The organism is Streptomyces sp. NPDC127114 (assembly GCF_042677525.1).
Lineage (GTDB): Bacteria > Actinomycetota > Actinomycetes > Streptomycetales > Streptomycetaceae > Streptomyces.
Genome location: NZ_JBHXTJ010000007.1, coordinates 1 through 20,176, shown reverse-complemented (window position 1 = coordinate 20,176; position 20,176 = coordinate 1). Strand labels below are relative to the sequence as shown.

Annotated in this window: 15 protein-coding genes; 5 read left to right on the top strand and 10 right to left on the bottom strand. The window is 73.8% G+C overall.

The window, feature by feature from the left end; translation table 11 throughout:
• The first annotated feature begins 285 nt into the window (after positions 1 to 285).
• On the top strand, positions 286 to 768 hold the full coding sequence (locus tag ACFVGS_RS09515) for a hypothetical protein (RefSeq protein ID WP_384415305.1): 483 nt from the start codon (positions 286 to 288) through the stop codon (positions 766 to 768).
• Positions 769 to 950: 182 nt separating this feature from the next.
• On the opposite strand, the gene ACFVGS_RS09510 is transcribed toward ACFVGS_RS09515, so the two are convergent.
• Genes ACFVGS_RS09510 through ACFVGS_RS09500 form a run of 3 tightly spaced genes read right to left on the bottom strand, consistent with a single transcriptional unit; the run spans position 951 to position 4,173 of the window.
• On the bottom strand, positions 951 to 1,724 hold the full coding sequence (locus ACFVGS_RS09510) for a sugar phosphate isomerase/epimerase family protein (RefSeq protein WP_384415492.1): 774 nt from the start codon (positions 1,722 to 1,724) through the stop codon (positions 951 to 953).
• A 26-nt stretch (positions 1,725 to 1,750) separates the two neighbouring features.
• Positions 1,751 to 3,019: a dihydrodipicolinate synthase family protein gene (locus tag ACFVGS_RS09505; RefSeq protein ID WP_385691968.1), complete on the bottom strand. Its 1,269-nt coding sequence runs from the start codon at positions 3,017 to 3,019 to the stop codon at positions 1,751 to 1,753.
• Positions 3,016 to 4,173: a Gfo/Idh/MocA family protein gene (locus ACFVGS_RS09500; protein ID WP_384415300.1), complete on the bottom strand. Its 1,158-nt coding sequence runs from the start codon at positions 4,171 to 4,173 to the stop codon at positions 3,016 to 3,018. Before ACFVGS_RS09500 ends, ACFVGS_RS09505 begins: the two co-directional genes overlap by 4 nt.
• A 129-nt stretch (positions 4,174 to 4,302) precedes the next feature.
• Between ACFVGS_RS09500 and ACFVGS_RS09495 the strand changes: the two genes are divergently transcribed.
• Both ACFVGS_RS09495 and ACFVGS_RS09490 read left to right on the top strand, forming a co-directional pair.
• Positions 4,303 to 5,430, top strand: coding sequence for a LacI family DNA-binding transcriptional regulator (locus ACFVGS_RS09495; protein WP_384415298.1), 1,128 nt, complete (start codon positions 4,303 to 4,305; stop codon positions 5,428 to 5,430).
• A 163-nt stretch (positions 5,431 to 5,593) separates the two neighbouring features.
• Positions 5,594 to 7,342, top strand: a complete 1,749-nt coding sequence (locus ACFVGS_RS09490; protein WP_385691965.1) for a hypothetical protein — start codon at positions 5,594 to 5,596, stop codon at positions 7,340 to 7,342.
• A 24-nt stretch (positions 7,343 to 7,366) separates the two neighbouring features.
• On the opposite strand, the gene ACFVGS_RS09485 is transcribed toward ACFVGS_RS09490, so the two are convergent.
• The gene (locus ACFVGS_RS09485; RefSeq protein WP_385691962.1) at positions 7,367 to 7,933 is read right to left on the bottom strand and encodes an AAA family ATPase; all 567 of its coding nucleotides are present in this window, start codon (positions 7,931 to 7,933) and stop codon (positions 7,367 to 7,369) included.
• Positions 7,930 to 8,853: an EamA family transporter gene (locus ACFVGS_RS09480; protein WP_385691959.1), complete on the bottom strand. Its 924-nt coding sequence runs from the start codon at positions 8,851 to 8,853 to the stop codon at positions 7,930 to 7,932. The genes ACFVGS_RS09485 and ACFVGS_RS09480 overlap by 4 nt, the downstream gene beginning before the upstream one ends.
• 100 nt (positions 8,854 to 8,953) lie before the next feature.
• On the opposite strand from ACFVGS_RS09480, the gene ACFVGS_RS09475 reads away from it, so the two are divergent.
• Together ACFVGS_RS09475 and ACFVGS_RS09470 are read left to right on the top strand one after the other, a co-directional pair.
• Positions 8,954 to 9,865 (top strand): LysR family transcriptional regulator, encoded by a 912-nt coding sequence (locus ACFVGS_RS09475; protein ID WP_384415287.1) that lies wholly within the window; start codon positions 8,954 to 8,956, stop codon positions 9,863 to 9,865.
• 187 nt (positions 9,866 to 10,052) lie between these two features.
• On the top strand, positions 10,053 to 11,783 hold the full coding sequence (locus ACFVGS_RS09470; RefSeq protein WP_385692183.1) for a glycoside hydrolase family 3 protein: 1,731 nt from the start codon (positions 10,053 to 10,055) through the stop codon (positions 11,781 to 11,783).
• An 83-nt stretch (positions 11,784 to 11,866) separates the two neighbouring features.
• On the opposite strand, the gene ACFVGS_RS09465 is transcribed toward ACFVGS_RS09470, so the two are convergent.
• The 5 genes from ACFVGS_RS09465 to ACFVGS_RS09445 all read right to left on the bottom strand — a co-directional run bounded on the left by ACFVGS_RS09465 (position 11,867) and on the right by ACFVGS_RS09445 (position 20,024).
• Complete coding sequence (locus ACFVGS_RS09465) at positions 11,867 to 13,312, bottom strand: aminopeptidase (RefSeq protein ID WP_384415285.1); 1,446 nt, start codon at positions 13,310 to 13,312, stop codon at positions 11,867 to 11,869.
• 87 nt (positions 13,313 to 13,399) lie between these two features.
• Complete coding sequence (locus ACFVGS_RS09460; RefSeq protein ID WP_385691955.1) at positions 13,400 to 13,804, bottom strand: hypothetical protein; 405 nt, start codon at positions 13,802 to 13,804, stop codon at positions 13,400 to 13,402.
• A gap of 103 nt (positions 13,805 to 13,907) precedes the next feature.
• Positions 13,908 to 14,288 carry a hypothetical protein gene (locus tag ACFVGS_RS09455; protein ID WP_384415281.1) on the bottom strand — a complete coding sequence of 127 codons (381 nt, stop codon included), beginning with the start codon at positions 14,286 to 14,288 and terminating at the stop codon, positions 13,908 to 13,910.
• A 117-nt stretch (positions 14,289 to 14,405) separates the two neighbouring features.
• Positions 14,406 to 18,182 (bottom strand): ABC transporter ATP-binding protein, encoded by a 3,777-nt coding sequence (locus ACFVGS_RS09450; protein WP_385691952.1) that lies wholly within the window; start codon positions 18,180 to 18,182, stop codon positions 14,406 to 14,408.
• A 159-nt stretch (positions 18,183 to 18,341) separates the two neighbouring features.
• The gene (locus ACFVGS_RS09445) at positions 18,342 to 20,024 is read right to left on the bottom strand and encodes a thiamine pyrophosphate-binding protein (RefSeq protein ID WP_384423565.1); all 1,683 of its coding nucleotides are present in this window, start codon (positions 20,022 to 20,024) and stop codon (positions 18,342 to 18,344) included.
• Positions 20,025 to 20,176 lie beyond the last annotated feature (152 nt).

Here is a 20,176-nt window from a genome sequence, read left to right as displayed (position 1 = left end):
GTGCGGCGGACAGTCGCCAGCGCCGGCTGCACGGCCACCGCGGCCGGCGTGCCCTGTCGGGCCGGCCCGGGGCCGTCGGGCCAGGTCACCGCGCACGTCGCGGGCGACTGCGCCCTCCCCGCGAACGCGGCAGCCGTGTCAAGGCGGCGGCCCCTGCCACGGCTCCGGCCGGTTTCGTCCTTCAGCGGCCACTCGCGCCGCCGCCACGATGAGCGTGCCGGAAGGAACGGCAGTCACGACTCGTCCGCAGTCGTGTCCATCGACGTCTGAGGGGGAAGCAGCGGCATGAAGCTGATCAAGAGGCTGGCGATGACCGGTGCGGCCGCGGTACTGGCCGCGGGCCACCTGCTGGCCGGCACCGCGGCGGCGACGCCCGCGACCGGCGACGCGGCCGGGACCGACACGGTCCAGCGAAAGGTCGCCGCCTATCTGGCGAGCCATCCCGGCGAGCGTCGGATCGCCGCGGACAAGGCGACCATGCCCGGCGGATCCGTCACCTTCGCCACCGCGGGCTCCGCCGGCACCGCCGCCATCAGCTGCGACTACGGCCATCTGTGCATCCAGGACGGCAACGGCAACCGCTACGACTACTACTACTGCGGCTACTACGACTTCTACGGCGTCGGCGACGGCTACTTCAACAACAACCAGACCTCGGGCACCGTCGCGAGGTTCTACAACAGCGACGGCAGCCTCCGGTGGACCAGCCGGGCCCCGCAGAGCGGCACGGCCTCGTGGACGCCGGTGTACCACATCCGTCCATGCTGACCTGACCCGTCGGGGCCGTCGGCCGGGCCGACCGGTCCGACGGCTCCCGGCATACGACGTCCGGCGCTCCGCCCCGCTCCCGGGGCGGAGCACCGTTCGTCGTCGCAGCGGCGTCCGGTGGGAGCGCGGTGCGGTACCGGAACGCCGTGCGGTACCGGAGCGCCGTGCCCCCGGGTCCTGTGTCACACCTCCAGGAACGCCGTCAGCGTCTCCTCCAGGACCTCCACGCCGTCCCGGGCCCACAGCTCGTCGTTGAACAGCTCGACCTCCACCGGGCCCTCGTAACCGGCCCTCGCGACCCGTGCGCACCAGGCCGGCAGGTCGATCGCGCCGGTGCCCAACTGGCCCCGGCCGTTGAGGACTCCGGCGGGGAGCGGCGTGGTCCAGTCGGCCAGCTGGAAGGAGTGGATGCGGCCGGCCGCGCCCGCGCGGGCGACGGCGGACGGGGCGCGGTCGTCCCACCAGAGGTGGTAGGTGTCCACGACCACGCCCACCTGGTCGGCCGGGAAGCGTTCCGCGATGTCCAGGGCCTGGTCCAGGGTGGAGACCGCGCAGCGGTCGGAGGCGTACATGGGGTGGAGGGGCTCGATGGCGAGCCGGACGCCGCGCTCCCCCGCGTACGGGGCCAGTGCCCCGATCGCGTCCGCGATGCGGGCGCGGGCGGCGGGCAGGTCGCGGCCGCCGGGCGGGAGGCCGCCCGAGACGAGGACCAGGGTGTCGGTGCCGAGGGCCGCGGCCTCGTCGATCGCCGCGCGGTTGTCGGCCTCCCACCCGTCGGAGGTGAAGAAGCCGCCCCGGCACAGGGTGGTCACGGCGAGCCCGGCGTCCCGCACCAGCGCGGCCGCCGCCTCGACCCCGTACTCCCTGACGGGTTCGCGCCACAGGCCGATGCCCGGGATGCCCAGCCGCACGCACTGGGCGACCAGTTCGGGCAGGGGCAGCTGCCTGACGGTCATCTGGTTGATGCCGAAGCGTTCGATGTTCACCGGGGGACTCCGTACACGTCCAGCAGGGACCGCATCCTGGCCGCGGCGCGCGCCGGGTCGGGGAACAGGCCGAGGCCGTCGGCGAGTTCGTACGCCCGGGCCAGGTGCGGGAGCGAGCGGGCGGACTGGAGGCCGCCGACCATCGTGAAGTGCTCCTGGTGGCCGGCGAGCCAGGCGAGGAACACCACGCCCGTCTTGTAGAAGCGGGTCGGCGCCTGGAAGAGGTGGCGGGAGAGCGCCACCGTCGGGTCCAGGAGCTCGCGGAAGCCGGTCACGTCACCCGTGTCGAGCGTCCGCACCGCCTCCGCCGCCAGCGGGCCCAGCGGGTCGAAGATGCCGAGCAGCGCGTGGCTGAAGCCCTGCGCGTCCCCGGCGATCAGCTCCGGGTAGTGGAAGTCGTCGCCCGTGTAGCAGCGGACGCCCTGCGGCAGCCTCCGCCGGAGCCCGACCTCGCGCCGCGCGTCCAGGAGCGAGACCTTGATGCCGTCGACCTTGTCCGGATGGGCGGCGATGACCTCCAGGAACACCTCCGTGGCCTCGTCGAGGTCGCCCGATCCCCAGTAGCCCTCGAGCGCCGGGTCGAACATGGGGCCCAGCCAGTGCAGGATCACCGGCTCGGCCGCCTGCCGCAGGAGGTGGCCGTACACCTCCAGGTAGTCCTCGGGGCCCCTCGCGGCGGCGGCCAGGGCGCGCGAGGCCATGAGGACGGCCTGGGCTCCCGACTCCTCGACGACGGCGAGCTGCTCCTCGTACGCCTTGCGGATCTCGGCCAGCTCGCCGGCCGCCGGACGACCGGACCTTGTCGGCCGTTCGGACCCCGTCGGCCGGTCGGACCCCGTGAACCGGTCGGACCCCGTCGGCCGGTCGGACCGCGTGGGGCGGTCGTACCCCGTCAGCTGGTCGGTCCCGACGCCGCAGGCGATCCGCCCGCCGACCGCCTTCGCCTCGGCGGCGGACCGGCGGATCAGCTCCGCCGCCCCGGCCCAGTCCAGGCCCATGCCGCGCTGCGCGGTGTCCATCGCCTCGGCCACGCCGAGACCGTGGGACCACAGGTGCCGGCGGAAGGCGAGCGTCGCGTCCCAGTCGACGGCGGCGGGAGAGTCGGGGCCGGTGTCGGCGTACGGGTCGGCGACGACATGGGCGGCCGAGAAGACCGTCCGGGAGGTCAGCGGGCCGGTCCCGGACGGTGCGAGCGGTTCGGCGCGCGGCGCGTACGCCCGCAGCTCCCCGCCCGCCTGGGGCAGCAGGATCACGGACGGGCTCACAGCGAGACCTCCGGGACCTCGAGCCGGCGGCCCTCCGCCGCCGACCGCAGGCCGAGTTCGGCGAGCTGGACGCCGCGGGCGCCCGCGAGCAGGTCCCAGTGGTACGGCTCGCCGAGCGCGACGTGGCGCAGGAACAGCTCCCACTGCGCCTTGAAGCCGTTGTCGAACTCGGCGTTGTCCGGCACCTCCTGCCACTGGTCGCGGAAGGACTCGCCGGCGCTCAGCGGGAGGTCCGGGTTCCACACCGGCTTCGGGGTGGCGGCGCGGTGCTGGATCCGGCAGCCGCGCAGTCCGGCGACGGCGGAGCCGTGGGTGCCGTCGACCTGGAACTCGACGAGTTCGTCGCGGTGGACGCGGACCGCCCAGGAGGAGTTGATCTGCGCGATCGCGCCGCCCTCCAGCCGGAAGATGCCGTACGCGGCGTCGTCGGCCGTCGCCTCGTACGGCTTGCCCGCCTCGTCCCAGCGGCGCGGGACGTGCGTGGCGACCTGGGCGGTGACGGAGGTGACCCGGCCGAAGAGCTCGTGCAGCACGTACTCCCAGTGCGGGAACATGTCGAGGACGATGCCGCCGCCGTCCTCGGCGCGGTAGTTCCAGCTGGGACGCTGGGCGTCCTGCCAGTCGCCCTCGAAGACCCAGTAGCCGAACTCGCCGCGGACGGACAGGATCTCGCCGAAGAAGCCGCCGTCGACCAGCCTCTTGAGCTTGCGCAGGCCGGGCAGGAAGAGCTTGTCCTGGACGACGCCGTGGCGGATGCCCTTCTCCTCGGCGAGGCGGGCGAGTTCGAGCGCGCCGGCGAGGTCTCCGGCGGTGGGCTTCTCGGTGTAGACGTGCTTGCCCGCCGCGATCGCCCTGGTGATCGCCTCGACGCGGGCGGAGGTGACCTGGGCATCGAAGTAGACGTCGACCGTCTCGTCGGCGAGGACGGCGTCCAGGTCGGTGGACCACTCGGTGAGGCCGTGGCGCTCGGCCAGGGCGCGGAGCGCGGGCTCGCGCCGGCCGACGAGGACCGGCTCGGGCCACAGGGTCTCGCCGTCGCCGAGGTCGAGCCCGCCCTGTTCGCGCAGGGCGAGGATCGAGCGGACGAGGTGCTGGCGGTAGCCCATGCGTCCCGTGACGCCGTTCATGGCGATGCGGACGGTTCTGCGTGTCACGAAGGTGGTCCTCTCCTGGGCGGGCCGTGCTCCGCGCTGACCGAAAGTCCGATGGAAAGCGCTTTCTACCGTGCATGACGCTAGCCTGCCGACATCACCGCCGACAAGGCCTCTGGAGGTACGCACGCGATGACCGTCACCCTGGCGGACGTGGCCGCCCGCGCACGGGTCTCCCCCGCGACCGTCTCCCGCGTGCTGAACGGCAACTATCCGGTCGCCGCCGCCACCCGCGAGCGGGTCATGCGCGCGGTCGACGAGCTGGACTACGTACCCAACGGCCCCGCGAGCTCGCTCGCCGCCGCCACGTCCGACCTGGTCGGCATCCTCGTCAACGACATCGCCGACCCCTTCTTCGGGATCATGGCCGGGGCGGCGCAGGGCGCGATCGGCACCCAGAGCGGCGGGCCAGGTGCGCCCGGCGGCGACCGGGCGGCGGAGGCCGGGCAGGCCGCGAGCGAGAAGGCGGGCGGCGAGAAGCTGGCCGTGGTCTGCAACACCGGCGGCTCGCCCGCGCGCGAACTCACCTATCTCACCCTGCTCCAGCGACAGCGGGCCGCCGCCGTGATCCTCACCGGCGGCTCCCTGGAGGACCCGGAACACCTCGCGGCGGTGGCGGCCAAGCTGTCCCGGCTCGCGGAGGCCGGCACCCGGGTGGTGCTGTGCGGGCGGCCGCCCCTCGGACGGCCCGCGCCCGGTGGACCGGCCGGCGAGCCGCCGGTCGCCGCGACGCTCGCCTTCGACAACCGGACCGGCGCGCGGCGGCTCACCGAGCACCTCCTCGCGCTCGGCCACCGGCGGATCGGTTACGTGGCGGGCCCCGAGAACCGCACCACCACCCGGCACCGCCTGGAGGGCCACCGCGCGGCGCTCGCGGCGGCGGGAGTCGCCGAGGGGCCGACCGTGCACGGCCGCTACGACCGCGCGTCCGGCCATGAGGCGACCGCCGAACTCCTGGACCGGGAGCCCGGCTTGACGGCGGTCGTGGCCGCCAACGACACGGTCGCGCTCGGCGTCTGCGCGGCGCTGCGCGACAGGGGACTGAGCATCCCCGGCGACGTCTCGGTGGCGGGCTTCGACGACCTGCCCTTCGCGATCGACGCGGTGCCCGCCCTGACGACCGTACGCCTGCCCCTGCACGAGGCGGGCGCCCGCGCGGGCCGCCTCGCCCTCGGCGCGGAGGCGCCTCCGGCGGACGGTGTGGCGACGATCGCGGCGGAGCTGGTGGTACGGGGGTCGACGGCGGCGCCGCGCGCCTGACGCGGGCTCAGCACACCGCCCCCGTCAGCGCCCGCGCCTGCCGCCGAATGGCCCTGACCGCGCCATCGGAGTGATCATCCGGTTGACGCGCGCAAGTCGCACACCCCGCGCCGTACGCAAAGGCTTCCGCTCAGAAGCCCCACCCCTGAACCGAGAGGTGATCATGAGCGGAAGACTCCTGCTGCCCGGCCGGTCCACGCGAAGGCGCGCCGCGGCCATCGGCGCGGCGGCACTGCTGTGGAGCGGTCTGGCCCCGGCGGCGTGGCAGACCGCGCTGGCCGAGGACGGGCGGACCGACGGCGTACGGGCGGCCGACGCGCGGGCCCCCGAACCCGGAACCGGTCTCGGATGGGGCAGCAACGGCTCGGGCGAGCTCGGTGACGGCACCACGACCCTGCGCAGCACCACTCCCGTCCGAATCTGCGGCGGCGCTCCGTGCCCCACGCCCTTCGACGACGTGATCGCCGTCGACGCCGGCATCAACCACAGCGTGGCGCTGCGCGCCGACGGCACCGTCTGGGCCTGGGGCAACAACGTCAGTGGACAGCTGGGCAACGGCACCAACACCAACAGCACCACCCCCGTGCAGGTGTGCGCCGTCGGAGCGACCGCCCCCTGCACCGACTTCCTCACGGGCGTCACCGCCGTCGCCGCGGGCGCCGCCCACGTGGTGGCCCTCCGGGCGAACGGCACCGTCGTGGCCTGGGGCGGCAACGACTCGGGCCAGCTCGGCAACGGCACGAACGCCCCCAGCAACGTGCCCGTCGCCGTCAGCGGTCTCACCAACGTGTCCGCCATCGCCGCCGGCGACATCCACAGCCTGGCGGCACAGACCAGCGGCTTGGTCAAAGCCTGGGGGAACAACCTCAACGGCCAGCTGGGCAACGGCACCAACAGCAACAGCAACACCCCCGTGCCGGTGTGCGCCGTCGGAGCGACCGCCCCCTGCGCCGACCTCCTCGCGGGCGTCACCGCCGTCGCCGGCGGCGGATCGCACAGCCTGGCGTTGCGCACCGACGGCACCGCGCAGAGCTGGGGCGGCAACGCCTTCGGTCAGCTCGGCAACGGCACCAACACCAACAGCACCGTGCCGGTCCAGGTCAGCGGGCTCACCGGGGTGAAGTCGATCGCCGCCGGTGTCGCCCACAGCCTGGCGGTGCCGGCCGACGGCATCGCCCGCACCTGGGGCAACAACAACGCCGGCCAGCTCGGCAACGGCACCACCACCAACAGCAAGGTCCCCGTCAGGGTCTGTGCGCCCGGAACGACGGCGCCGTGCGCCAGCTTCCTGACCGGGGTCAAGGACCTCTCCGGCGGCCTCCTCCACAGCGCGTCCCTGCACACGGACGGCACCGTCCGCGCCTGGGGCGCCAACGATGCGGGCCAGCTGGGCAACGGCACCACCACCAACAGCACCGTGCCCGTCAGGGTCTGCGCCCTCGGACAGACGGCTCCCTGCACCCGCTTCCTGGACGGCGTCGGCGGCATCGGCACGGGCGACAACCACACGCTGGCCGTCAAGCGGCCGAGCGCCGACCTGGCCATCGCCATCAAGAGCGCGCCCAACCCCGTCGCCCACGACCAGAACCTGACCTACACGCTCACGGTCAAGAACAACGGTCCGACGGCCGCCGAGGACGTCCGCCTCGACGACACCCTGCCCGCGGACGGTGAGTTCGTCAGCGCGATCTCCACCCACGGCAGCTGCGTCGTCCCGCCGGCCGGCTCCACCGACACCGTGACGTGCGCACTGGGCGACCTCGCCGCGAACACGTCGAAGGCCGCGCAGATCGTCGTCACGGTCCGGGCCAACGCCGGGACCACGGTGGTCAACACCGCGAAGGTGAGCAGCGACACCCCCGACCCGAACCAGATCAACAACACGGCGACCGTGCGGACCCGGGTGAGCTGAGCCCGCACGCACCACCGCACGGAATCAGAGACCCGTGGCCGCGAGCCCCGTCGCGCTCAGCACCGCGGCCACGGTCTCCTCGACCGTCTGCTCCGCGTTGTCGATCCAGACGCCCTCGTCGGCGAGTTCGGCGCGCATGGCCTCGTCCAGCGGGGCCCAGTTGGTGGTCAGGCGCTTGTCCCGGGCGTTGTTGCGCTCCCAGGCCTTCTCCGGGCCCGGGGCGAGGACGATCACGTGGAGCGGGCCGGTCTTCAGCTGGGAGCGGTAGTAGTCGAGGTGGGAGCGGCGGACCACCACGTCGTCGACGACCGGCAGGAAGCCGGCCGCGCGGAAGCTGTCGGCCAGCAGGCAGGCGTTGCGGGCGCGCAGCAGGATCTGCCGCTCGGCCTCCGGGTCGCCGTCGGGCGTGGGCCAGTGGCAGCCCTGGACGATCAGCTCCTGGAGCTTGTCCACCTCGATGCGCGCGGAGCGCTCGAACCGGGCCGCGAGTGCCGCCGCGACGGTGCTCTTGCCGCTGCCGGGGATGCCGACCAGGAGGACGGTGCCGGGGGCGGGTACGGGGCTGTCGACGGTGACGTTCTCGAAGGTCATGCACGCTCTTCCACGGCGACACGGACGGGGTCGTGGCGCACGCTACTGGCTTCCCCGTCGTTCCGCCTCCGGATATTCAGCGAGGTCAGCGCCACTCCTCCGACCAGCAGCGCGGCCGCGCACCAGCGCAGCGGGCTCACCGACTCGCCCAGGAAGAGCGCGGCCGAGGTCATGCCGAAGACGGGGACGAGCAGCGAGAACGGGGCCACCGAGGAGGCCGGGTGACGGCGCAGCAGCCAGCCCCAGGCGCCGAAGCCGAAGACGGTGGCGACCCAGGCCACGAAAACGATGACGCCGACGCCCGCCGGGTCGAGGGCGCGCAGCGCGGCCAGGTCGCGTGCGGGGCCTTCCACGAGCAGGGAGAGGCCGAGCAGCGGCAGGACGGGCACGGTGCTGACCCACACCATGAAGTTGAGCGGGTCGGGCGGGGCGGCCTTGCGGGTGAGGACGTTGGACACGCCCCAGGCGACGGCGGCGGCGATCACCAGGGTGAAGCCGGTCAGGGAGCTGGACGCGCCCTCGTCGACGGCGGCGACCCCGATGCCGGCGAGGGCCACGGCCATGCCGAGCAGCTTGACGCGTCCGGGCCGCTCGCCGAGCGCGAGGAAGGCGAACAGCGCCGTGAACACGGCCTGGACCTGGAGGACCAGCGAGGACAGACCGGCCGGCGCGCCCAGGCTCATGCCGGTGAAGAGGAGCCCGAACTTGGCCACGCCGAGGGCGAGTCCCACGCCCAGGATCCACTTCCAGGCGACCGTGGGCCGTCCGACGAAGAAGACGGCGGGCAGCGCGGCGACCAGGAAGCGGAGGGCGGAGAAGAGCAGCGGCGGGAAGTGGTCGAGGCCGATCTCGATGACGACGAAGTTGACGCCCCAGAGGGCGGTGACCAGGGCGGCGAGGGCGAGGTGAGCGGGGCGCATGCCCTTGAGCATCACCCGGCCGGACTGTGTAGCACCAGCACGGATTCCTTCATGGTTGGATGAAGCACTGCTACATCCAACCCAGAGCGGGGAGGCTTCGGTGCTGGATCTCGGACGTCTGCGGGCGCTGCACGCGGTCGCCGTGCACGGCACGGTCGGCGCGGCGGCCGCCGCCCTCGGCTATACCCCCTCCGCCGTCTCCCAGCAGATCGCCAAGCTGGAGCGGGAGACCCGCACGACCCTGCTGGAGCGCAGCGGCCGGGGCGTCCGTCTCACCGACGACGCCCGCCAGCTCGCCGACACCGCCGAGCGGCTGCTCGCGATGGTCGAGGAGGCCGAGGTGCGCCTGGAGGAGCGGCGCGGGCTGCCGGCCGGCCGGCTGCGGATCGGCTGCTTCCCGAGCGCCGCGCGCGGTCTGATGCCCCGGGTGCTCGCCGACCTGGCCCGCCGTCACCCCGCGCTGGACGCGCGCCTGACGGAGGTGGACCCGCACCTCTCGGTGGACCTGGTGAGCCGTGGCGTGCTGGACCTGGCCGTGGCGCACGACTGGGACATCGCCGCGCTGCCCGTACCGCCGGGCGTGGAGCAGGCGGTGGTCGGTGACGACGGCTGCGACGTCCTGGTGCCGCGGGACCATCCGCTGGCGGCGCGGGACGCGGTGCGGCGCGAGGACCTGAGCCGGGAGCGGTGGATCACACAGCCGCCGGGGACGGTGTGCCACGACTGGCTGATCCGGACGCTTCGGGCGACCGGTTACGAGCCCCTGATCGCCCATCAGGCCGAGGAGAACCACACCCAGGTGGCGCTGGTCGCGGCCGGCCTCGGCATCGCGCTCGTACCGCGGCTCGGGCGCGGTCCGCTGCCGCCGGAGGTGGCGGCGCTGCGGCTCGACCCGGTCCCGGTGCGGCGGCTGTGGGCGCTGTGGCGGGCCGGTGCCGCGCGGCGGCCGGCGATCACGGAGACGGTGCGCACGCTCCAGGAGCTGTGGCCGGAGGCCGCAGCGGCCAGGTGACGGGAAGGCGATTTCTTGCGCGGATCCTTGACCTGGCAGTTACTTTCCGGCTATCCGTGGCACCTTGGAAGTTTCCTTCACGGAAGGAGCACCAGTGCACCACCGCGCCCCGTCCCCCTCCAGACGCACCGTCCTCACGGTCACGGCGGCGGCCGCCGCGGCCGCCGTCACCGGAACGACCACGCCCGTGTACGCCGCCGACGACAGCCAGGACGACAAGCTGCGCGCCCTCCTCTCCCGCATGTCCCTGGAGGAGAAGGTCGGCCAGCTGTTCGTCATGCGGGTCTACGGCCACTCCGCCACGGCCCCCGACCAGGCCGACGTCGACGCCAACCTCAAGGAGATCGGCGTCCGCACCGCCGCCGAGCTGATCGAGCGTTACCACGTCGGCGGCATCATCTACTTCGCCTGGGCGCACAACACCCGCGACCCGCACCAGATCGCGGAGCTGTCCAACGGCATCCAGCGGGCCGGGCTCGCCCAGGCCACCCCCGTCCCGCTGCTGATCTCCACCGACCAGGAGCACGGCATCGTCTGCCGGGTCGGCGAGCCCGCCACGCTGCTGCCCGGCGCGATGGCGCTCGGCGCGGGCGGATCGCACGCGGACGCGCGCAAGGCGGCGCAGATCGCGGGCGCGGAGCTGGCCGCCGTCGGCATCCGGCAGAACTACGCGCCGGTCGCCGACGTCAACGTCAACCCGGCCAACCCGGTCATCGGCGTCCGTTCCTTCGGCTCCGACCCGCAGGCCGTGGCCGGTCTGGTCGCCGCCCAGGTCAAGGGCTACCAGCGGGCCGGGGTCGCGGCCACCTCCAAGCACTTCCCCGGGCACGGCGACACGGCCGTGGACAGCCACTACGGCCTTCCGGTCATCACCCACACCCGCGAGCAGTGGGCCGAGCTCGACGCGCCGCCGTTCCGCTCGGCGATCGCCGCGGGCATCGACTCGATCATGACCGCCCACATCGTCGTGCCCGCGCTCGACCCGAGCGGGGACCCGGCGACCCTGTCCCGGCCGATCCTCACCGGCATCCTGCGCGAGCAGCTCGGCTACGACGGTGTCGTCGTCACCGACTCGCTCGGCATGGAGGGCGTCCGGACGAAGTACGGCGACGGGCGCGTCCCGGTCCTCGCGCTCAAGGCGGGCGTGGACCAGCTGCTCAACCCGCCGAACCTCGCGGTGGCCTGGAACGCGGTCCTGAAGGCCGTCAGGGACGGCGAGCTGACCGAGGCCCGGCTCGACGAATCGATCCTGCGGATCCTGCGGCTCAAGGCGAAGCTGGGCCTGTTCAAGGACCCGTACGTCAGCGAGGCCGACGTGGACCGCACGGTGGGGACCGCGGCCCATCTCGCCCACGCCGACCGGATCGCCGAGCGGACCACCACGCTGCTCGTCAACGAGGGCGGCTTCCTGCCGGTCAGCCGGCGCAGTCACCCCAAGGTGCTCGTCGTCGGCGCCGATCCGGCCTCGCCGTCCGGCACCACCGGCCCGCCGACCACCACGCTGGCCGGCGCCCTCACCGAACTCGGCTTCACGGCCCGGGCGTTGTCGACCGGCATCACGCCGACCGCCGCGAGGATCGAGGAGGCGGTGGCCGCCGCGGCAGGACAGGACCTGGTCGTCGTCGGCACGTACAACGTCTCGGCCACGAGCCCGCAGCGCACCCTCGTCGCCCGGCTCGTCGCGACCGGCGTGCCCGTCGTGACGATCGCCCTCCGCAACCCGTACGACGTCGCCAGGATCAGCGGCCAGCGGGCCACGCTCGCGAGCTACTCGTGGACGGACGTCGAACTGCGCGCCGCCGTCAGGGTGCTCGCGGGCCGGGCCGAGCCGTGCGGCAGGCTGCCCGTACCCATACAGAGCGCGGACGACCCGGCGAGGGTGCTCTATCCGGTGGGCCACGGCCTGTCGTACCGCTGAGACGCGCCCGCAGACGGGCCGGCCCCCGTCCGTGACCGTACGGACGGGGGCCGGCGCGTCATCCGCGCACGGGGTTCACCGGCTCACGGGCGCAGGCCGTGCTCCCGGGTGGCGTCCTCGTCGACCGGCCTGTCGAGCCGCGCGTCGAAGCGCGCGAGCGGCTGCGCGGCCTGGACGGCGGGCGCCTCGACGCCGGCCCAGGCGAGGATCCGGGCGGTGGCGCGGGCCTTCTCGGCCTCGACCAGACCGGCCACGTTGGCCCCGTGGTTGGCGCCCGGCGCGACGTAGACGTAGCTGTCACGGGCGCCCTTGCCGAGGCGGAACTTCTCCGAGCCCCACGGGTCGTTGCCGCCGTAGACGAACAGCATGTGGTTCGCGTTGTGGCGGACCCAGGTGTCGACGTCCCGCATCACCCACGGCTTGAAGCGCGTAGGGATCTCGCTCGGCACGAAGTTGCGGGCGGGCTGGTAGCCGTAGCGGCTGAGGCCCGCGAGGTGCGGCTGCGTGATGGTCGGCGAGCCGAGCTCGGTGGCCGCCTGGTAGTAGTACGGCGTGTACCCCTCCAGGCCCTGGTCGGTGTACGCGGACCAGCCGGAGTAGGCGTCGATGGTCTCGTAGACGGTGTCGTCGCTCGCGGTCGCCGCGTCCGGGATCTGGTCGCAGACGTCCTGGCCGTAGTACTGCCAGAAGCCCCACACGAAGTCGAGGACGACGGCCTCGTACGCCTTGTCGAGCGAGCCGAGGGTGTTGAAGGTGGCGCCCTCGGACTCGGCCCAGGCGGCCAGCTTCTTCTCCAGCGGCTCGCGGCGCACCAGCGCCTCGCGCTGCATGGCGTTCAGCCGGTTGCGGCAGTCCTCGGTGCCGACGGTCGCGAAGAACCGGTCGTAGGCCGAGTCCTCCTTCTCCACCACGTCGTTGGGCGCCACGTACGCCACGACGCCGTCCATGTCGCGCGGGTAGAAGCGCTCGTAGTAGGTGGCGGTCATGCCGCCCTTGGACGCGCCGGTGGACAGCCAGTTCTTGCCGTAGATCTTCTTCAGCGCGGTGAAGATGCGGTGCTGGTCGCTGGCGGCCTGCCAGATGTCGAGCTTCGACCAGTCGGCGGGCTGCGGCCGGGACGGCGTGAAGAAGCGGTACTCCATGGAGACCTGGTTGCCGTCGACGATCCGGGTCGGCTCGCTGCGGCCGGGCGTGGTGCTCAGCGAGTAGCCGCTGGTGCGGAAGACGGTGGGGCGGTCGGTGTCCTTGTGGAGGACGGAGATCCGCTGCTGGAACGTGCCGGCCCACGGGCGGCGGTGGTCGACCGGCTGCTCGTAGTTGAGGACGAAGTAGCGGTAGCCGGCGTACGGCTTCTCCTCGATGAGGCTCATCCCCGGTATCGCCAGGATGCGGTCCTTGATGTCCGCACTCTGCGAGTCGGCGACGGACGTGCTGCCCGAATCCGGTTCCGCGGCGGTAGCCACGCCGGTGGAGCCGACGGTGCCTATGAGCACCGACAGCGACAGCAGCCATCTGAGCGACTTGCGCATTCACCCTCCCCTTGATTCACAACGGTGTCGCGAACCTAGCGGGGGCAACGTGCGGGCCGCCAGACCCGGTTGAGCCTTACCTATGCCTCAGCACAGGATCCAGCCGGTGGAGGTGCCCCGGCCGGAGACGGCGGCGGACGCCCGGACGCAGCGGTTCAGGGCGTGCACGGTGACCGGTCCGGCCTGGCGGGTGAAGCGGCCGGCGTTGACGGTGGCCCGGCCGCCGCGGGGCTGCAGCGAGACCGACATGACCTGTCGCGGTCCGGGCCGCCTGGTCACGGCGAGCGCGCACACGTACTGCCGGGTCCGGTAGAGCCGCAGTTCCCCGGTGGCGAAGCCGATGGTGCGGGTGGGCCGGCCGTGGCAGACGGACGCCGCGTCCGCGCTGCCGGCCGCGGGTCCGGCCAGGACGAGCAGACCGGCGGCGACGACCAGGGTGAGCACGTACGCGGAGAGCCGACGGACCGCCCTCACCGCAACCTCACCGAACACACGCACCCCTCCCCTGCTCCTGCCGTACATGCATACGACGCGCCTGGGGCCGATTCGGTTGCCGCCCGGGCGGCTCCGGGGCGAGACACCCCCGAGACACCCCCTAGGCGTTGCGTCCCGGGAGGAAATGGCCGAGGACGAGGGTGAGGAAGAAGGCCTCGGCGCCGAGCAGCGTCCACAGGGCGGCCCGGCGGCTGGTGGCGGGCGGGGCGGGCGGCGCCGGCGGGCGGGTGTCCGGCGTCGCGAGGGCCCAGATCCACGCGACCGCCGCCACGGCCAGGGTGCCGAGGTAGAGCCCGCCCGGGATGTCGGTGCAGGTGCCCCGCATCACGCACTCCGTCCCGGTCTCGGTGGCCAGCGCGAGGACCACGACGACCACGGTCGCCGGGGGCAGCAGCAGCCCGGCCCACAGGGCGCGGCGGCGCAGCCGCCGGGCCTCGGTCTTCGGGGCGGGCGGCGCGGGCAGGGGACGGAAGTCGTTCATGACGCCGATTCAAACCGGCCCGCCGGCCGGCCGGAATGCGTCGTTGTACTCAGACGGGCGGGGGTCGGGGCCTAGATCCGGAAGGGACGGCCCAGGGTCGGCAGGGCCGCCCCGGGCTCAGACCGCCTCCGGCGCGCGCTCCTCCTCGGCCTGCTCGCCGATGAAGGTGCGCCACAGGGCCGCGTACCGCCCGTCGCGGGCGAGCAGTTCGTCATGGGTGCCGTCCTCGGCGACCCGGCCGTGGTCCATGACCACCACCCGGTCCGCCCGCGCGGCCGTGGTGAGGCGGTGGGCGACGACCAGCGTCGTGCGGCGGCCGGCGAGGCGGTCGGTGGCCGCGTTGACCTGGGCCTCGGTGGCCAGGTCGAGGGCGGCGGTGGCCTCGTCGAGGAGCAGCACGTCCGGATCGACCAGCTCGGCGCGGGCCAGGGCGATCAGCTGGCGCTGACCCGCCGACAGGTTCCGGCCGCGCTCGGCGACCTCGTGGAGGTAGCCCCCGTCGAGGGTGGCGATCATGTCGTGGGCGCCGACCGCGCGGGCCGCGGCCTCCACCTCGGCGTCGGTGGCGTCCGGCCGGCCGTACGCGATGGCGTCGCGGACCGTTCCCTCGAAGAGGTACGCCTCCTGCGGTACGACGCCCAGCCGGTGGCGGTACGCGGTGAGGTCGAGCTCGCGCAGGTCGGTGCCGTCGGCGGTGACCCGGCCCGCCGTCGGGTCGTAGAACCGGGCGACCAGCTTGACCAGCGTCGACTTGCCCGCGCCGGTCTCGCCGACGAAGGCGACGGTCTGGCCGGCCGGGATCCGCAGGTCGATGCCGGTGAGGGCCTCCTCGCCCTCGCCGGCGGCCCCGTAGCCGAAGGAGACGTTCTCGAAGGCGATCTCACCGCGCAGCGACGGCACCTCGCGCGGGGCGTCGGCGGCGGCGGTGGAGGTCGGCTCCTGGAGCAGTTCCTGCATCCGCTTCAGGGACACGGCCGCCTGCTGGTAGCCGTCGAAGACCTGCGACAGCTGCTGCACGGGCGCGAAGAACAGGTCGATGTAGAGGAGGTAGGCGACCAGGGCGCCGGTGGTGAGCGTGCCCGCCTCGATCCGGTTCGCGCCGACGACCAGCACGGCCGCGGCGGCCACCGAGGACAGCAGCGTGACGAACGGGAAGTAGACGGAAATCAGCCACTGGCCGTGGACACGGGCACCGCGGTACTCCTCGCTGCGGGCCGTGAACCGCTCGGCGCCCGCGCGCTCGCGCCGGAAGGCCTGCACGATCCGCAGGCCGGCGACGGACTCCTGGAGCTCCGCGTTGACCACGCTGATCCGCTCGCGGGCCAGCTCGTACGCCTTCACGCTGGCGCGGCGGAAGAAGTACGTGGCGACGGCGAGGACCGGCAGGGTCGCGAAGACCACGAGGGCGAGCTGGAGGTCGAGCACGAGCAGCGCGACCATGATGCCGAAGAAGGTGACGACGGAGACGAAGGCCGTGACCAGACCGGTCTGGAGGAAGGTCGACAGGGCGTCGACGTCGGTGGTCATCCGGGTCATGATCCGGCCGGTGAGCTCGCGCTCGTAGTAGTCCAGGCCGAGCCGCTGGAGCTGGGCGAAGATCTTCAGGCGCAGCGCGTGGAGGATCCGCTCGCCGGTCCGGCCCGTCATCCGGGTCTCGGCGGTCTGCGCGACCCACTGCACGAGCACCGTCACCAGGGCGAGCGCGGACGCGGCCCACACGGCGCCGATCGCCAGCCGGTTGACGCCCTCGTCGATGCCGTGCCGGATGAGGACCGGCAGCAGCAGGCCGGCGCCCGCGTCGAGGGCGACCAGGCCGAGGCTGATCAGCAGCGGAAGGCCGAAGCCCCGCAGGAGGCGGCGCAGCCCGTAGGAGTCCTCGGGGGAGACGGCCCGCGTCTCGTCGACGTCCGGGACGTCGGTCGCGGGCGGCAGGGCCTCGACGGCGGCGAGCAGTTCGGGCGTGGCGCCGGGGGCCGCGGTCTCGCGGTCGTCGCTCTCCTCGCGCACCCACAGGGCGGGCGTGATGCCGCGCTCGGCGTCGAACTCGGCGTCCAGCTCGGCCCGCAGCGTGCGGTCCTCGGGCAGCTCGGCGGGCAGCGCGTGCCCGGGCGAGACGGCGCCCAGCTCGTCGGGGTCGGTGAGGAGGCGCCGGTAGAGCGCGGAGCCGCGCTCCAGCTCCTCGTGGGTGCCGATGGCGGCGAGCCGGCCGCCGTCGAGGACGGCGATGCGGTCGGCGAGGCCGAGGGTGGAGCGGCGGTGCGCGATGAGGAGGGTGGTGCGGCCCGCCATCACCGACTTCAGGGCCTCGTGGATCTCGTGCTCGACCTTGGCGTCGACGGCGGAGGTGGCGTCGTCGAGGACGAGGAGCCGCGGGTCGGTGAGGATCGCGCGGGCCAGCGCGATGCGCTGGCGCTGGCCGCCGGAGAGGGTCAGGCCGTGCTCGCCGACCTTGGTGTCGTAGCCGTCGGGGAGCTCGGCGATGAATCGGTCGGCCTGCGCGGCGCGCGCGGCGGTCTCGATCTGCTCCTGGGTGGCGTCGGGGACGCCGTACGCGATGTTGGCGCGGACGGTCTCGGAGAACAGGAAGCTGTCCTCGGGGACCAGGCCGACGGCCGCGCGCAGCGAGTCGAGGGTGAGCTCGCGGACGTCGTGGCCGCCGACGAGGACGGCGCCGCGGGTCACGTCGTAGAAGCGGGGCAGGAGGAGCGAGACGGTGGACTTTCCGGAGCCGGAGGCGCCGACGACGGCGACGGTCTCGCCGGGCCGGATCTCCAGCGAGAAGCCCTCCAGGACGGGGCTGCTCCTCCCGTCGGCGCTCTCGTACGCGAAGGACACGTCGTCGAACTCGACGGTCGCGGGCGCGTCCGCGGGGAGCTGCTTGGTGCCGTCGCGCAGGCTCGGCTCGGTGTCGATCAGCTCCAGGACCCGCTCGACGCCGGCGCGGGCCTGCTGGCCGACGGTCAGGACCATGGCGAGCATGCGGACCGGGCCGACGAGGGAGGCGAGGTAGGAGGAGAAGGCGACGAAGGTGCCGAGGGTGATCTGCTGGCGGTAGGCGAGCCAGCCGCCGAGCGCGAGCACGGCGACCTGGCCGAGGGCGGGCACGGCCTGGAGGGCGGGCGTGTACGTCGCGTTGAGCCGGATGGTGCGCAGCCGGCCGGCGAACAGCTTCCGTCCGGCCTCGCGGATCTTGCCGGTCTCCTGATCCTCCTGGCCGAAGCCCTTCACGACCCGCACGCCGGTCACGGCCCCGTCGACGACGCCGGCGACGGCGGCGGCCTGCTGCTGCGCGTACCAGGTCGCGGGGTGGAGGCGGGTGCGGCTGCGGCGGGCGATCCACCACAGGGCGGGGGCGACGGCGAGGGCGACGAGGGTGAGCGGGAGGGAGAGCGCGGCCATCACGCCGAGCGAGATGAGGAACAGCAGCACGTTCCCGATGGTCATCGGGAGCATGAAGAGCAGGCCCTGGATCAGCTGGAGGTCGCTGGTGGCGCGCCCGACGACCTGCCCGGTGGACAGCTCGTCCTGCCGCCGCCCGTCGAGCCGGGTGATGGTCCCGAACATCTCGGTGCGCAGGTCGTGCTGGACGTCTAGGGCGAGGCGTCCGCCGTAGTAGCGGCGGACGTACGTGAGGACGTAGACGACGACGGCGGAGGCGAGGAGGAGGCCGGTCCACAGCCCGAGGGACCCGGTGCCGTCGCCCTTCGCGCCGATGACGTCGTCGATGATGACCTTGGTGATGAGCGGGACGAGCGCGAGCACGGCCATGCCGGCGAGGGAGGACCCGAGCGCGAGCACCACGTCGGTCCTGTACCGCCACGCGTACGCCCACAGTCTGCGCGCCCAGCCCGGCCCGCGCTCCCCCGCCTGCTGTTCCTGCCCCACCGCCGCCACGTGGCGCCTCCCGTCCGTCCTGCTCTGCCGCAAGCCCCAACACGGCCGACGTGCGATTTCATCCCGCCGCAACAATTCCCGGGCCGAAGGACCGACCCCGGCCGGCCGGAGGTCCCGGCGGTCCGGGCCCGCGGTCCTAGGACCGGTCCGGGGCGGGATTCAGAGGTGCGTCGGCTCGAACATGCGCAGGAGGGCCGGGAGGACGACCACCGAGGGGCCCGGGGTCTTCAGGGCCTCGGCAAGGTCCTTGGCGAGGGTGTCGGGGGTGGTGAGGGTCGCCGGGACGCCGAAGGACTCCGCCAGGGCGACGAAGTCGGGGCGGGTGAGCTCGGTGGCCGTGGCCTCGCCGAAGGAGTCCGTCATGTACTCGCGCAGGATGCCGTAGCCGCCGTCGTCGACGATCAGCCAGGTGACGTCGAAGCCGTACTGCTTCGCCGTCGCCAGCTCCGCGATCGAGTACATCGCGCCGCCGTCGCCGGAGACCGCGAGGACCGGCGTCGTCGGGTCGGCGGCGGCGGCGCCGAGGGCGGCCGGGAAGGCGTAGCCGAGGCCGCCGGCGCCCTGGGCGGAGTGCATGGTGTTCGGGCGGCGGGCGTCGAAGGCGGACCAGGCCCAGTACGCCAGGATCGTCATGTCCCAGAAGCTGGGCGCCGTGGCCGGCAGGGCCTTGCGGACGGCCGCCACGACCTGCTGCTCCAGGTCCAGGTCCTGGGCGGCGAGGCGGTCCGCGACCTTGGCGAGCACCGCCGCGACCCGCTGCGGGGCGTCCGCGTCCTCCCGTACCTCCACCGTCTCCAGGAGGGCCTGGAGGGCCAGGCGGGCGTCGGCGTGGATGCCGAGGGCCGGGTGGTTCGACTCCAGCTTGCCGGCGTCGGCCTCGATCTGGACGACCCGGCCGCGCGGGGCGAAGGTGTGGTAGTTCGAGGACAGCTCGCCCAGGCCGGAGCCGACCACGAGGAGGACGTCGGCGTCCTCCAGGAAGTCGGTGGTGTGCCGGTCCTCCAGCCAGGACTGGAGCGACAGCGGGTGCTGCCACGGGAAGGCGCCCTTGCCGCCGAAGGTGGTGACGACCGGCGCGCTGATCCGCTCCGCGAGCGCCAGGAGCTTGCCGGCGGCGTCGGAGCGGACGACGCCGCCGCCCGCGATGATCGCCGGGCGCTCCGCGTGCGCCAGCAGGTGCGCGGCCACCGCGGTCAGCTCCGGTCGCGGCGCGGGCTCGTCGGGCGTCGCGTCCACGGCGGTGACCACCGGCAGCGCCGTCTCGGCGAGCAGCACGTCCTGGGGGATCTCGACCCATACCGGGCCGTGCGGGGCGGTGAGCGCCGACTTCCAGGCGGCGGCGATCGCGGACGGGATCTGCGACTGGGTGCGGACCGTGTGCACGGACTTCACGACGTCCCGGAAGGACGCCTGCTGGTCGCGCAGCTCGTGGAGGTAGCCGTGCCGGCCGCCGCCGAGCCCGGCCGTCGGGACCTGCGCGCCGATCGCGAGGACCGGCGCGGACGCGGCTGCCGCCTCCTGGAGCGCGGCGAGCGACATCAGCGCGCCGGGGCCGGCGGAGAGCAGCAGCGGGGCCGCCTCGCCGGTGATCCGGCCGTACGCGTCGGCGGCGAAACCCGCGTTGTTCTCGACGCGGAGGCCGACGTAGCGGAGGGACGAGCGGCGCAGGGCGTCGAACATCCCGAGGGCGTGCTGGCCGGGCAGGCCGAAGACGGTGGTCGCCCCGAGGCCGGAGAGGGTCTCGACGACGAGGTCGCCGCCGATGCGCCCGGGGGGCGGGGCGAGGGCGGCGGCGGTCTGCGCGGCGGTGGGGCGCAGGACGAGGTCGTGGTCGTGGGTCATGGAGTCCCTCGGGCGTGTGGGTGCGTGCCGGCGTGCAAGCGTGCCCCATGCGGGGGTGGCGACGGTGGGGGCGGGGGGGGGGCCCGGGGCGCCCCCCGCCCCCCCCCCCCCCCCCCAGCCGAAACCCCCCCCCGCGCCCCCCCCCCAGCGGG